The sequence below is a fragment of the Conexibacter sp. CPCC 206217 genome (assembly GCF_030646165.1).
Classification (GTDB): Bacteria; Actinomycetota; Thermoleophilia; order Solirubrobacterales; family Solirubrobacteraceae; genus Conexibacter.
This window is the reverse complement of sequence record NZ_JAUTDO010000001.1, coordinates 846,399-860,015: the sequence shown is the minus strand read 5'-3', so window position 1 is coordinate 860,015 and position 13,617 is coordinate 846,399. Positions and strand designations below refer to the sequence as shown.

13 protein-coding genes are annotated in these 13,617 nt (G+C 71.6%); 7 read left to right on the top strand and 6 right to left on the bottom strand.

Features of this window, described 5'->3' with window-relative positions; genetic code table 11:
• Window positions 1-14: 14 nt before the first annotated feature.
• Window positions 15-836 carry a hypothetical protein gene (locus Q7L65_RS04095; protein WP_304718969.1) on the bottom strand — a complete coding sequence of 274 codons (822 nt, stop codon included), beginning with the start codon at window positions 834-836 and terminating at the stop codon, window positions 15-17.
• A 165-nt stretch (window positions 837-1,001) separates the two neighbouring features.
• On the opposite strand from Q7L65_RS04095, the gene Q7L65_RS04090 reads away from it, so the two are divergent.
• A complete protein-coding gene (locus Q7L65_RS04090) occupies window positions 1,002-2,522 on the top strand; it encodes a glycoside hydrolase family 5 protein (RefSeq protein ID WP_304718968.1) in 1,521 nt (506 codons plus the stop codon).
• Between the two features lie 40 nt (window positions 2,523-2,562).
• Here Q7L65_RS04090 and Q7L65_RS04085 read toward each other — a convergent pair whose 3' ends face one another.
• The 5 genes from Q7L65_RS04085 to Q7L65_RS04065 form a co-directional block, all read right to left on the bottom strand.
• Window positions 2,563-3,066 (bottom strand): nitroreductase family protein, encoded by a 504-nt coding sequence (locus tag Q7L65_RS04085; RefSeq protein WP_304718967.1) that lies wholly within the window; start codon window positions 3,064-3,066, stop codon window positions 2,563-2,565.
• On the bottom strand, window positions 3,063-3,389 hold the full coding sequence (locus Q7L65_RS04080; RefSeq protein WP_304718966.1) for a DUF6092 family protein: 327 nt from the start codon (window positions 3,387-3,389) through the stop codon (window positions 3,063-3,065). The genes Q7L65_RS04085 and Q7L65_RS04080 overlap by 4 nt, the downstream gene beginning before the upstream one ends.
• 66 nt (window positions 3,390-3,455) lie before the next feature.
• A complete protein-coding gene (locus tag Q7L65_RS04075; protein WP_304718965.1) occupies window positions 3,456-5,243 on the bottom strand; it encodes a D-arabinono-1,4-lactone oxidase in 1,788 nt (595 codons plus the stop codon).
• Window positions 5,240-6,427: a dipeptidase gene (locus Q7L65_RS04070; protein WP_304718964.1), complete on the bottom strand. Its 1,188-nt coding sequence runs from the start codon at window positions 6,425-6,427 to the stop codon at window positions 5,240-5,242. The genes Q7L65_RS04075 and Q7L65_RS04070 overlap by 4 nt, the downstream gene beginning before the upstream one ends.
• 32 nt (window positions 6,428-6,459) lie before the next feature.
• A complete protein-coding gene (locus Q7L65_RS04065) occupies window positions 6,460-7,824 on the bottom strand; it encodes an NAD(P)/FAD-dependent oxidoreductase (RefSeq protein WP_304718963.1) in 1,365 nt (454 codons plus the stop codon).
• 148 nt (window positions 7,825-7,972) lie between these two features.
• Between Q7L65_RS04065 and Q7L65_RS04060 the strand changes: the two genes are divergently transcribed.
• The 6 genes from Q7L65_RS04060 to Q7L65_RS04035 all read left to right on the top strand — a co-directional run bounded on the left by Q7L65_RS04060 (window position 7,973) and on the right by Q7L65_RS04035 (window position 13,615).
• Window positions 7,973-8,623, top strand: a complete 651-nt coding sequence (locus Q7L65_RS04060; protein WP_304718962.1) for a DUF4286 family protein — start codon at window positions 7,973-7,975, stop codon at window positions 8,621-8,623.
• 129 nt (window positions 8,624-8,752) lie between these two features.
• On the top strand, window positions 8,753-10,033 hold the full coding sequence (locus Q7L65_RS04055) for an ABC transporter substrate-binding protein (protein ID WP_304718961.1): 1,281 nt from the start codon (window positions 8,753-8,755) through the stop codon (window positions 10,031-10,033).
• 3 nt (window positions 10,034-10,036) lie between these two features.
• Window positions 10,037-10,753, top strand: coding sequence for an ABC transporter ATP-binding protein (locus Q7L65_RS04050; protein ID WP_304718960.1), 717 nt, complete (start codon window positions 10,037-10,039; stop codon window positions 10,751-10,753).
• Window positions 10,750-11,586 carry an ABC transporter ATP-binding protein gene (locus Q7L65_RS04045; RefSeq protein ID WP_304718959.1) on the top strand — a complete coding sequence of 279 codons (837 nt, stop codon included), beginning with the start codon at window positions 10,750-10,752 and terminating at the stop codon, window positions 11,584-11,586. The genes Q7L65_RS04050 and Q7L65_RS04045 overlap by 4 nt, the downstream gene beginning before the upstream one ends.
• Window positions 11,583-12,476 carry a branched-chain amino acid ABC transporter permease gene (locus Q7L65_RS04040; RefSeq protein ID WP_304718958.1) on the top strand — a complete coding sequence of 298 codons (894 nt, stop codon included), beginning with the start codon at window positions 11,583-11,585 and terminating at the stop codon, window positions 12,474-12,476. The genes Q7L65_RS04045 and Q7L65_RS04040 overlap by 4 nt, the downstream gene beginning before the upstream one ends.
• Entirely contained in the window at window positions 12,473-13,615 is a 1,143-nt protein-coding gene (locus Q7L65_RS04035; protein WP_304718957.1) for a branched-chain amino acid ABC transporter permease, read from the top strand. Before Q7L65_RS04040 ends, Q7L65_RS04035 begins: the two co-directional genes overlap by 4 nt.
• The last annotated feature ends 2 nt before the right edge of the window (window positions 13,616-13,617 follow it).

The following is a 13,617-nucleotide window of genomic DNA, read 5'->3' as shown; positions in this document are numbered from 1 at the left end:
CGCAGCCGCGCATGCTATCTGGCGAGCACCCCCGTCAGGAACTTGCTCCCGCTGCAGGTGGCGCCTGGGTTGGCGGCGTACGGGACGAGCACGTTGACGTTGAGGGAGAACGTGCCGTCGGCGGCGATCTTGCCGAGCACGTCGGCGGTCCCGGTGCCTGCCAGCAGCAGCACGTGGCCGGTGATCCCCGAACCGCCGGTGGAGGGCGACAGCTGCGCCGGCACGTCGACCGCGACGTCCTGCGTCTGGCAGACCGCGTCGGAGAAGTCGGCCTTCGCGACCGTGTAGACGATGCGGGCGCTGGTCCCTCTGGCGCTGATCGTCACGGTCAGACCGGGTGCGGCGGCGGCCGTGTAGATGCCGTCGGCCGGGGCCAAGACGGTCGGCGCTCTGCGCGTCGGTGGCGTCGGCCGGCGGTCGTTGCGCTCCCGCTCCCGCTGCTCACGTCGCTCGCGCGGGTTCGACGGGCGTCCCTGCTTGCGGTCGTGACGGTCGCTCGGGCGGTTCGCGTTCGGCTTCTGCTTCGGCGTCGCCTTCGTCTTCGAGCAGCGCTTCGGCTTGCCCTTCGCCTTGCCCCTCTTGCCCTTCGCGGCGCTGGCGATCGCACGGCCTCGCTTGCCACTGCCCCGCTTGCCCTTGCCCGGCTTCCCCTTGCCCCTCTTCGCCGTGCAGGTCGCAGCTCTCTTCTTGCCGTTCTTGCCTCTTCTCGCGCTGGCCTGCGCGACCCCGTCGCTCGACGCGGCACTGTCGGCGGCGCCCGCGAGCGGGGCGACCAACGCCATGATCGCGAGCGCGAGCGCGGCGAACAGGGCCAGGGTTCTGCTGCTGCGATGCATCGGCGTGCTCCTCCTCGGGTCTGCGGGCGACGGCGATCGTAGCCGCGTCAGGAGCCTCTGGGAGGCGATTTCCCAAACTCTGGGAGGGGGTCCAGTATGGGCGCTCGGCTGCTCAGGCCCGGATTCCGGTGGCGCGTGTCCTTCGCGCACGGCATGATGCTGCGCATGCGACTCTGGACGCGGACGATCCTGGCGTTGCTCGTGGCGGCGGGTTGCGTGGTCGCCGCGGCCGGCGTGCTTGCCGCTGGAGCGCAGGCGGCGGTGCCGTCGCTGGCGGTCAGCGGGAACCGGCTGATCGACACGGCGAGCGGGGCGACGTTCGTGCCGCGCGGCGTCAACTGGCCGAGCTTCGAGTACGCCTGCTTCCACGGCTACGGCTACTCCAACACGGCCGGGCCGGCGAGCGTCGGACCGACCGCGGAGCAGGCGGCGCTGATCGCGAGCTGGCACGCGAACGTCGTGCGCGTGCCGCTCAACCAGGACTGCTGGCTCGGTGACGACGGCGCGCCCGGCGGCCCTGGGCTGACGGCGCAGGGATACCGCGACGCGGTCGCCAGCTGGGTCGGGCTGCTGCACGGCGCCGGCCTCGCGGTGATCCTCGACCTGCACTGGAGCGGCCCGCTCGGTCTGCCGGCGGACGGGCAGCGGATGATGGCCGACGACCGCTCGCCGGCGTTCTGGTCCTCGGTCGCCGCGACCTTCAAGGGCGACCGCGGCGTGCTCTTCGACGCCTTCAACGAGCCCTACTCGCGCGACGCGCTGACGCTGACGTGGCCGTGCTGGCGCGACGGCGGCTGCCAGGCGATGGCGCGCAACGACGGCGATGCCGACGACGGCAGACGCTTCACGATCACGGGCATGAGCGCGCTCGTCGCCGCGATCCGCGCCGCCGGCGCGCCGCAGCCGATCCTGCTCGGCGGGCTCGACTACGCCAACGACCTGCGCGGCTGGCTCGACGCCAAGCCGGTCGACGGCCAGCTCGTCGCGAGCTTCCACAACTACGGCGGTCAGCGCTGCCACACGGCCGCGTGCTGGGATGCGGAGATCGCGCCGGTAGCGGCGCAGGTGCCGGTCGTCACCGGCGAGTTCGGCGAGACCGACTGCACGGACACACATGTCACGAACTACATGAACTGGGCCGACGCGCGCGGCATCGGTTACCTCGCATGGCAGTGGGTCGTGCTGGCGCCGGACGAGCTGGCCGACCCGCCGTGCGCGAGCCTGCGGCTGATCGAGGGTCCGAGCGGCACGCCCGCCGCACCCAACGGCACGGCGCTGAAGGCGCACCTCGCCGCGCTCGCGGCGGGGACCCCGCCGCCCGGTGGACCTGGATCCGGCACCCCGGCGCCGCCGGCCCCCGGCAGCGCGAGAAGAACGCCCGCCAGACGCGGCGGCGACCGCACCGCGCCGAAGCTGACGAAGACCTCGGTCACCCGCCGCAGAGGCGCGCTCGTCCTGGCGCTGACGCTGAACGAACCGGCGACCGTGCGCGCCACGCTGCAGCGCCGGATCGGCAGAAGAACGCGCAGAGTCCTCGTGCTCAGACGTCACGCCAAGCGCGGCGCGGTGCGGCTCGTCGTGACCAGAAGAGCGCTGCGCGCCGGGCGCTACCGGCTCGTCGTCGCGGTCACCGACGCCGCCGGCAACAGAGCCCGCTCGCGGACGCTCGGCTTCCGCGTCGGCTGAGCCGCGGCGGTTGCCGCGGCGGGCGCCGGGCGACGCGCGGTCAGCGCGGCTGCCGCGCCCAGGCGCCCATCGCGAGCGGCTGGTCGACGGCGGCGTGGCCGAGGCAGACGATCATCTGCGCCGTGACGCCGGGGGCGAGGCCGAGCAGGCGGCCGGCGGCGGCGCGGCTGAACGAGGTCACGGGGCACGACGCGAGCCCGACCGCGTGCGCCGCCAGCAGCAGCGTCGCCGCGGTCGTCCCGACGTCGACGTAGAGACCGGGCGCGTCGGGCCGGAAGCCGTAGTCGAGGGCGCGCGCGACGTCGATGCAGATGACCGCCGCCGCCTGCGGTCTCGGCACCATCCCGGGTGCGATCAAGCGCAGCAGCCGAAGCAGTCTGGGGTCGGTCACGGGGACCACCGGCTGCAGCCGCCGGTTGCCGGCGTTCGGGGCGTGCCGAGCCGCGCCGATCACCAGCTCGAACGCCTCCGGAGCGACCGGCTCGGCGCTCATGTTGCGCGTGACGCGGCGGCTCGTGATCGCCGCGTACGCCGCGTCGTTCATGCGCCTTCGCCGATGTCGCCCTCGAGCGCGAGCAGGCAGTCGGCGAGCGCGACGCAGAGCTCGTCGACGCGCGCGACGTAGGCGTCGCGATCGGCCGACGGCGTCGCGACCACGGGCATCGCGTCGATCGCCGCGACCAGCTCGCGCAGCGGCGCCGACGCCCGCGCGTCGAGCCCGTCGGCGAGCCGGCGCGCGGCGGTCAGCAGCCGCATCGGCGCGTACTCGGCCGCCTCGTCGAGCTGGGTGCGCGCCGCCGTCACGAGGTACGCCAGCACCTCGACGGCCGTTCCCTCGGAGATCACCAGACGCTCGCTCGCGCACATGGCCGCCAGTCTACGCCCGCCCGCCCGCCGCGCGTCCGTGCGAGATCACCGAGGGCGGAGGTCTCGTCACCGCGGCCGCGGCCGTGGCTCGTCCCAGAGCCCGAAGCGGTCGCGCCAGTAGTCGGTCAGGAAGATGTTGTTGGGGTCGCGTTCGGCGCGCAGTCTGAGGAAGTCGTCCCAGCGCGGGTACTGCGCGCGGAAGAAGTCGACCCAGGTGCGGTCGCCCGTCGGGCGGCGCGGGTGGAACTTGCCCCAATGCAGGCGGAACGGGATCCCGGCGTCGCGCAGCAGATGCCACAGACCGGCGAACAGCGTGTCGACGGGATCGGCGGCGTTGTCGGCATACCAGTACGGGTCGATCCGCAGCGCGCCGTCGCGCCACTCGTCGTCGCCGCTCGTGTAGGAGGCGTTCAGCCAGAAGCGCTCGGGCATCGCCGCGTAGAGCTCCCACGCGTACGTCCCGCTGCGGCGCAGCGCGGCGCCGTCGTCGCGCGGGGCGGCGAAGTAGTCGCGCAGCAGGCCCATCACCTCCTGCGCGCGCCCCAGCGGCACCCACGCCTCCGTGAACTCGGTCGGTATCAGCACGTCGCTGGCCTGGTTGTCCATCGGCAGGCCGTGCCAGCTGAAGTCCTGGAACGTCTGCGGTCTGCCGCGGCCGGCGCCGTGTCTGTCGGCGTCGAGCGGGACGAACAGGTCGACCAGGCGCGGGAAGACGCCCGGCAGCTCGCGCTCGATCAGCGGCGCGGCCGGCTCCAGCAGCGTGATCGCGGCGTCGACGCTGAACTCGATCGCGACGCTGAGCAGCCGCGCCAGCAGCTTGCCGACGGCGCCGAGGTCCTTGCTCCCGAGCAGCTCCAGGACCCGTCTCAGCTCGTCGAAGTCGTCCTCGAGCTTGGGCTTGGCGGCGGACAGGTCGTCGAGGTTGCCGATGATCGCGAACAGCACGCCGATCAGGTGCTGGGCGGCCTCGGGGTCGTCGTCGCCGAAGCGTCTGTACGGGCGCGGCTGGAAGCCGGGCTGCGGCGCCCGCCGTGCGGCCTGCCACGTCAGCACGCGCTCGCCGCCGCGCTGGGGCCACCACTCCAGCCGCGCGAACTCCGTCTCGCGCAGGAAGCGCTCCAGCGACGGACGGGCGCCCTCGCTGTCGCTGCCGCCGTCGCCGAAGAGGTCGACCGGGCAGTCGTCGAGCGTCGTCGTCGCCTCCCGGCCGTCTATCTCGAACGCGTCGACGCACTCGAACGTCACCGTCGAGATCACGCCGAGCAGGCCCAGGTGCGGGCACATCGCGTAGAACAGCTCGGGGTCGGCGTCGTCGCGCGTCAGCTCGTGCAGCTCGCCGCGGCCGTCGACGAAGCGAAAGCCCCACAGGTTGCGGTTGGCGGAGAACTGCAGCGACCCGCCCGAGGAGCCGGTCGCGGTGAAGCCGCTGACGGTCTGGTGCGTGACGCCGCCGGTGTCGAGCAGGGTCCAGCGCTTCTGCGTCGCGAGCTGCCACAGCAGGCTGCGCTCCAGCGCGCCCGCGCCGGCCGGGTCGCTCGGATCGAGTCCCAGGTGGATGCCGGCGTCCGCCTCGACGAGCTTGCGCGCCGCGTCGCGCACGCGCCAGCCCGCGTGCCGGTCGAGCATCACGTCGAGGTTCGGGCCGGCCGGCGGCGACTGCTGGCCGACGCGGTTGGGCAGGGCGCCGGCCGGGTCGCTGTAGATCGCGTGCGAGACGGAGTGCGCGGCGCCGCGCACGCGCAGCTGCAGCCCCTCGCGGTAGGCGCGCCGCACGAGCGCGACGAGCTCCTGCTCGCCGGCCGGGTGGTGGAAGCCGTCGGCCTCCGGCGCGCCCGCGACCCCGGCCCCGCTCATCGCCCGGGCGGACCTGCCGCCGACCACAGTCTGCGCAGCACGCGCAGCGAGTTCTGCGAGGTCATCAGCTCGGCGTCGTCGCCGTAGCGATCGTGCAGCGCCGCGTCGAGGCGGGCGAGGTCGGCCGTCGTGTCGAGCCCGCTCATCGTCGGCTTGATGAAGCCGTCGAAGTCGGTCCCGATCGCGACGTGACGGTGGCTCCCGGTCACCTCCGCGATCTTGTCGACGTGTCTGAAGATCACCTCCAGCGACTGCTCGAACGTGTCGGTGTGGTCTCTGCGGATCCCGTCGTTGAGCTGGTGCTGGGCCATGATCAGCCCGACTATCCCGTCGCGGCGCTTGATCTCGCGCAGCGTCTCGTCGTCGTGCATGTAACGCTGTCTGCCGAAGCGGTAGCCGGCGTGCGTGGAGACGAGCGGCAGCTGCGCGTCCGGGTCGAGCTCGTCGTCGAGCAGTCTCACGACCTCGGCGATCGCGGGCGGGTCCATGTGGCTGAGGTCGATCAGGATGCGGTTGCGCACGAGGCCGCGTACGACCGCCTCCCCGCGCGGCGTGAGGCGGTCCTTGCCGCGCTGCGGGAAGACGACGCCGTAGAGCGGGTCGGGGATGAACGGGATCGCCGGCGCGTTCGTCGCGACCTGGCGGAAGAACAGGTGCGCGACCGTCACGTACGCGACGCCGCGTCTCGCCAGCTCGGAGCAGCGCGTCGCGATCTCGTCGCTGCCGTCTCCGAGGTGGAAGCCGCCCTCGACGCAGTGGACCATCGCCGTCGCGCCGTCCTGGAGGCACTGCTCCAGCTCGGCGCCGTCGCGCGCGAACCGCACGACCGCCGGGTCCTTCTCGGCGATGTCCGCCTCGACCGCCTCGAGGTCGTGCAGCAGCCCCGCGTAGTAGCTCGACGCCGGCGGTGCCGCGTACGGCTTGCTCAGGTCCATCTCGTCGAACGGCCGGAACAGCACCGACAGCATCACGCCGACGCCGCCGCTGCGCATGCCGTCGACCGTGATCCGGTTGCCGGAGTGCTCGTCCTTGTCGCTGGCGAAGCGGCTCGCGACGTTGATGATCAGCGCGCGTATGCGATCGCCGAGCGTCGCCCGGCCGCCGACCTTGCGCATCTGGTCCAGCGTCGAGCGCGGGCGCTTGACGACCTGCATCGGATAGTGCGCGTGCCAATCGACGATCATGGTCGCTCGCGACTCTATACAGAAAATCTGCTCTATGGGGAGGCGATCACCTCGGCGGCGACGCGGTCGCCCGCCAGCACGGCGCCGTCCATCCCGCCGTAGGAGGCCACCGTCGTCTCCGCGCCGGCCCAGTGCAGGCGCCCGAGCGGCTGCTCCAGCAGGTCGCCGACCGCGCTGACCATGCCGGGGCCGGCGAGTCCGAAGTAGCAGCCGCGCGCGAACGGGTCGGCCGCCCAGTCGTGCTCGAGGTACTGCTCGGGGCGGTCCGCCGCCGCGCCGAAGAGGCGTCTGAACTGCGCCACGACCAACTGCCGCCGCTCCGCCGCCGCGAGCGCGGAGAAGGCCGTCGCGCGTCTGCCCGTCACGAAGCCGAGCAGGACGCCCGGGCGGCCGTCCGGCGGCGAGTTGTCGAACGTCGCGCCGGCCGGCCCTGCGTCGCTGACCGCCTGGCCGCTGCGTCCGTCGTCGCGCCAGAACGGCGTCGGATAGACGGCGACGACCTTCGTCACGCGCCCGGCCGGCAGCCGTCGCAGGGCATCGTCGCGCGCGACCGGCAGCGGCGGATCGAACGCGATCTGCGACACGAGCGCCGGTGGTACCGCGACGATCGCGTGCCTGGCGCGCACGATCAGGCCGTCGGCGCGCAGGTCGACGCGGTCGCGCGGATGGACGATCTCGCGCACGGTCGTCCCGAGGCGGATCTCGCCAGCGGTCGTGGCCAGCGCCGCGCACAGCTGCGCAGGCCCGCCGTCGATGCGCCGCTCCTGCATCCCGCCGCGCACCCCCGCGGTCTGGCGCAGGCCGCCCGCCGCGGCGGCGTAGGCGAGTGCCTGCAGCAGGTTCAGCTGCTCCGGCTCGGCGCCCCAGACGGTGCCGGCGAGCAGGTTCAGCAGCGTGCGCGCCTGGCCGCTGCGCGGACCGTGCTGCTGCAGCCAGCCGCCGAACGTCTGCGCGTCCCACTGCGCGGCGTGGCGCGCCGTCCACGGCGCCTGCGGCGCGACGCTGCGCGCCATCCGGTTCAGGCGCCACTCGGCCAGCCCCATGCCGGCGAGCGCGAGCAGCGGCAGCGGCGGCACCGCTCCGCTGTAGGTACGGCGGCGGTCGCCGAAGTCGAGCAGGTTCTCGCCGTCGTCGTACGTCGGGAAGGTGTCGATCTCCAACTCGCGCAACAGCTCGGTGAGGCGTTGGTATCTCGCCGCGACGAACTGGCCGCCGAGCTCGACCTGGCGGCCCGCGCCGATCGGCGCCGAGACGGTGCGGCCGCCGATCCGGTCGCGTCCCTCCAGCACGACGACGTCGAGGCCGCCCGCCGTCAGCAGCCGCGCGGCGTGCAGCCCGGAGATGCCGGCGCCGACGACCGCGACGTCGGCATCGCGCCGCTCCGCGTCGCCCGTCACCACGAAAGACCTAAAAGCTGCTCCATGCGCAAGAGCTTGACAGAGAGGTTGGGTGGCTGCCCACCCCGGTCCTCTTCGCTCAAGGCCTCTTCACCGAAGTCAGCATCAAAACCTTCACAATGCGAACAGATTTTTGTAGAGTGAACAGATGGCGTTGATCCACCTGTCGCTGCTCGATGTCGACCCGGCGTACGCGGAGTCGTTCGAGCAGTGGTACCGCGGCGAGCATCTCCCGCGCGCGCTCGCGCAGAGCGGCGCGGTGCGGGCGCTCGTCTACGGCAGCGCGACGGGTTCGCCGGACCACCTGACGATCCACGAGCTGGCCCCCGGGACGCAGGCGGGCGCGGAGCTGGCGCTCCAGTTGACGCCGTTTCGCGAGGAGTCGATCGGCCGGCGGATTCGCAACTACGACGCCGAGACCTTCCGTCTCTGCGACCGGGCCGGCGAGCACGACGAGACCCCCGCGCTGCTGAACGTGATCACTACGGAAGTGGCGCCGGAGCATGCGGTTTCGTTCGACGCGTGGTATTCGAACGTGCACGTGCCAGAGATCCTGGGCTGTCCGGGTTGGCGCTCGGCGCGGCGCTTCGCAAGCGCTGACGCAGCAGCGCGCTTCCTCGCGATCTACGAGCTCGAGGACGAGCGGCTGCCGTTCCACTCGCCCGAATACGACGCCGCCGTCGGCTGGGACGAGCAGGTCGGCAACCTGCGCGGCTACCACGGCTTCCGCGTCTATCGCCTTTCTTACACCGTGCTCGGTGCAGCGGCCTCGCGGCTGCCCGCAGGAGCACCAGAGTGACTCACCGATGCTCCCCCACAGCAGAGTTGCGCCTCGTGGCCGTTGACGCGGCCAGGAGGGTGCGATACGGTCGAATGCACGCAGAGTGAACAACTGCACGCATCGTGATAACTACGTGAAGAGGTATTCATGGGCGGCTTTCTCAAGCGATGCTCCCTCCTGGGCATCGCGCTGGTGCTCGGCGCCGGCGTCGCAGCATGCGGTTCCGACAGCTCCGACAGCTCCAGCAGCTCGGGCAGCAGCGGATCGACGAGTGCGAGCAGCGACAGCGGCGGAGGCCGCTCGCTCGCGTGTAGAGATGGGAGCATCACCGTCGGCATGGACATGGCCGACTCCGGCTCCGGGTCGTTCTTCGACCTGGCGGGTAGACGAGGGCTGCTCGTGGCGATCGACCAGATCAACGCGTCCGGCGGCATCAAGGGATGCAGACTGAAGGTCATCTCGGCGGACATGAAGTCCGATCCGGCCGTCGGTGCGACGGTCGCGAAGTCGCTGCTGGACCAGGGTGCGCAGATCCTGTTCGTGCCCGACGACTTCGACCTCGGCATCGCCGCTGCGCGCGCCGGGCAGGAGGCGGGCGCGCTGACGCTGTCCTCGGCTGCCTCCTCGACGCAGTTCGGCAGAGCCGTCGGCGATCTCTTCTTCAACGCCGGCATCACGACGATCGAGCTCGGCCTGGCACAGGGCAGATACGCGCTCGACCAGGGCTACAGAACGGCGTTCCAGGTCATCGACGCGGGCGGCGCTTACTTCACCGAGCAGGACCCGACGTTCAGAAAGGTCTTCGAGGCGGGCGGCGGCAGAGTCGTCGGCAGCGACAAGGTCGACTCGATCGGCGGGCAGTCCGACTACGCCTCGACGATCTCGAAGATCAAGAGCACCAGACCGGACGTGATCCAGGCGCTCGCCGCCTTCCCGGGCGTCGGCACCTTCGTCAAGCAGCTGCGCGCGGCCGGCATCACGACGCCGGTGCTCGGCAACGTCACGCTCGACACGCAGGAGCTGCCCAAGCTCGTCGGCAGAGCGCAGTCCAACGACCTCGCGTTCGCGGTGCAGGTCTACTTCAGCGGCGCGGGCACCGATCCCAGAACGGACCCGGAGATCCTCAGATTCACGCAGGCCTACCAGAGAAAGTTCGGCCACTTCCCGGAGCAGGCGAACGCGCCGGAGTCCTACCAGATGATGCTGGCGATCGCCGAGGCGCTGAAGCAGAGAGACGTGACCGACGCGAAGACCGCGGCCGACGCGATCCGCGCGCAGAGAAACGTCAGAGTGCCGGGCGGGACGCTGCTGCGCTGGCAGGACGGTTACGCGGTCTGGAACCCCGTCATCGTCGGGATCGACGGTGGCGAGTTCAGACAGCTCGACACCTATGACGCCGGCGAGCTGCGATCGGCGAACGGGTACTAGCCGATGTCGCTGCAGGCACGCGCAGTGGTGAAGCGGTTCGGCGGGGTGACGGCGCTCGGCGGCGTCGACCTGCAGCTCGACGACGGTGAGATCCTCGGGCTGATCGGCCCCAACGGCTCCGGCAAGACGACGCTCGTCAACTGCATCTCCGGCGTCCTGCAGATCGACGGCGGCGCGGTCTCGCTGCACGGCAGGGACATCTCGAAGGCATCGCGGATGCGGCGCGCCAAGGCTGGCTTGGCGCGCACCTTCCAGAACCTCAAGCTGTTCGGCGAGCTGACCGTGCAGGAGAACGTCAGCGTTGGCGTCAATGCGGCGGGCGGGCGCGGTGACGGCGGCAAGGCGGCCGTCGCCGCGCAGATCGAGCGGCTCGGGCTGCAGCCGTTCGAGCGCACGGTCGTCGGCAGCCTGCCGTACGGCCACCAGCGGCGCGTCGAGCTGGCGCGCGCGCTGGTCGGCGAGCCGTCGGTGCTGCTGCTCGACGAGCCTGCCGCCGGCCTCAACGACAGCGAGACCGCCGAGCTGCTGGAGCTGCTGCAGGAGGTCCGGCGCGAGCGTCAGATCTCGATCCTGCTGATCGACCACGACATGAACCTGATGCTGGCGGCGAGCGACCGGATCCAGGTGCTCGACGACGGCAAGGTGATCTTCGAGGGTCCGCCGCAGGAGGCGTTCAGACAGCAGCACGTCGTCGAGGCGTATCTCGGGAGCGCGCCATGACGGCGACCAGCGACCGCGACCGCGCGCTGTCCGACGACGCCGCCGTCGGCACGCCGCTGCTGGACGTCAGAGACCTCGTGATCGGCTACGGCCGCACGCAGGTGCTGAAGCAGCTGTCGCTCGTCGTGCAGCCGGGCGAGGCGATCGCGGTGCTGGGCGCCAACGGCGCCGGCAAGTCGACGCTGATGGCGACGATCGCCGGGCTGATGACGCCGTGGTCGGGCTCCGTCTCGTTCGCCGGCCAGGACCTCGCCGGGATGCCGGCGGACGAGCGCGCCGGGCTCGGGCTCGTGCTGGCGCCCGAGGGGCGCGGCATCTTCACCAGCCTGTCGATCGAGGAGAACCTCAAGATCGGCGGGACGGCGCTGAAGCGGCGCTTCGGCGCGGCGGAGGCGAAGCGCCACCTGGCGGAGGGCCTTGAGCGCGTCTACGGGATGTTCGACGTACTCGGCAGACGCCGCACGAACATGGGCGGCGAGCTGTCCGGCGGCCAGCAGCAGATGCTCGCGATCGGCCGCGCGCTGATCGCGCAGCCGCGGCTGCTGCTGCTCGACGAGCCGTGCCTCGGCCTCGCGCCGAAGGTCGGCAACGACGTCTACGACGTGCTGCACCGACTGCGCGAGGAGGGGCAGAGCCTCGTCGTCGTGGAGGAGTCCTCGCGGCGCGCGCTGGAGTTCGTCGACCGCGCCTGCATCCTCAAGCTCGGCGAGAAGGTGCTGGAGGACCGCGCCTCCGCGATGCAGGGCGACGACATCCTGCTCGAGGCGTACTTCGGCATCGAGCAGGCAGAGACCAAGATCGAGACTGCGACCGAACGGAGCGAAACCCGGTGACGGAGATCGTCCAGCGGATCGTCGACGCGCTCAGCGTCGGCTCCACCTACGCACTGCTGGCGCTCGGTCTGACGCTCGTCTACAGCGTCATGAACCTCGTCAACTTCGCCTACGGCATGCTGCTCGTGTGGGCCGCGTACGCGGTCTACGTGCTCGGCGACCACGGCGTCCCGTTCGCGCTCGTCGTGCCGATCACGATCCTGTTCGTGACCGTGCTGAGCGTCGCGATGGGCCGCTTCGCCTACCGCCCCTTCATCGGCGCCAACCCGATCACGCTGCTGATCACCTCGTTCGGCGTGCTGCTGGTGATCCAGTACGTCGCGATCCTGCTGTTCTCCGAGGGTCCGAGAGTGCTGCCGCTGCCGGGCTTCTTCAAGGACGTCGTGCACGTCGGCGGCGTCAGCGTGCCGGTCGTCGAGATCGTCACGATCGGCAGCGGGATCGTCGTCGTGGCGCTGTTCTGGCTGCTGATGAACCGCACCGCGCTCGGCGCTCAGATCCGCGCCGCCGCCGAGCTGCCGGACGTCGCGCGGCTGATGGGCGTCAAGCCCGACCGGATCCTGATGATCGTGTTCGCGATCAGCGGCGCGATCGCCGGCGTCGTCGGCCTGCTGTGGTTCGCCAAGACGGGCGCGGTGACGCCGCGCTCGGACCTCGATCCGACGCTGAAGGCGTTCATCGCGATCGTGCTCGGCGGCCTCGGCAGCGTCTACGGCGCGGTGATCGGAGGCCTTGCGTTGGGCGCGCTCGAAACGATCATGAGCGTCGCGCTGCCCGACGGCGCGCTCTCGTACCTGCCGGCGATCGTGTTCGCGCTCGTGATCGCGATCCTGATCCTCAGGCCGACCGGCCTGACCGGCCGCGGCGCAGCGGCGGAGGCGGCGCGATGACGGGCCCGATCTCGTTTCATCGTGACCGCGTGCGCGGCGGCGGCGGCCTCGCGGGCGCGATCGTCGGGCCGCTGCTCGCCGTCGCCGTCGTGACCGCGATCTCGCTGCTGCTCTACCAGGACAGCGGGCTGACCGACATCGTGCTGCTGTTCGGCATCAACGCGGTGATGGTCGTCGGCTTCCAGGTCTTCGTCGGCAACACCGGCATCGTCTCGTTCGGCCACATCGCCTTCATGGCGCTCGGCGCGTACGCGGGCGGCATCGCCGCGATCCCGATCGCCGACAAGTCGATCTTCCTGCCCGACCTGCCGTCGTTCATCGGCAGCTGGAGCGTCTCGATCGCGCCCGCGCTCGTGATCGGCGGCCTCGTCGCCGGCGCGATCGGGCTGCTGGCCGGCGGCGCGCTGATGCGGCTGTCGGGCGCGGCGGCGTCGATCGCGACGCTCGGGCTGCTGATCATCGTCAACAACGTGATCGCGCAGGCGACGCCGATCACGCGCGGGCCGCAGTCGATCTACGGCATCCCGACGAACACGACGTTCTTCTGGGTCTTCGCGAGCCTCGCGGTGGCGGTCGCGCTCGCGTCGTGGTTCAAGTGGTCCGCGCTGGGCCTGCGCGCCCGCGCGGCGCGCGACGAGCCGGTCGCGGCGGAGTCCTCCGGCGTACCGCTGGTGCGCTCGCGGCTGTGGGCGTTCGCGCTGTCGGCGTTCATCACCGGCATCGGCGGCGCGCTCTACGCGCAGCTGCTGGGCGGCTTCTCGCCGGCGTCCTTCTACCTGCCGCAGCTGACCGTCGTCATCTCGATGGCGATCATCGGCGGCATCAACAGCATCACCGGCGCGCTCACGGGCGCGGCGGTGATCTCGGTCGTGAACGAGCTGCTGCGACGCGTCGAGGACGGCGTCAACGTCGTCGGCGTGCACATCCAGCTCGCGACCGGGATCTCGGCCGCCGTGCTCGGCGTCGCGTTGATCGCGATGCTGCGCTGGCGACCGGACGGACTGCTCGGCGCGGCCGAGCTGCAGGTCGGGCCCGGCACGCGCAAGCGGCCGCCGGGCAGCACCCCGCTGCCGGACGAGGGCCGGCAGCAACCACTGTCTGCGCCTCCGCCGGAGGCGACGCGACTCGTCGGAGGGTAGGA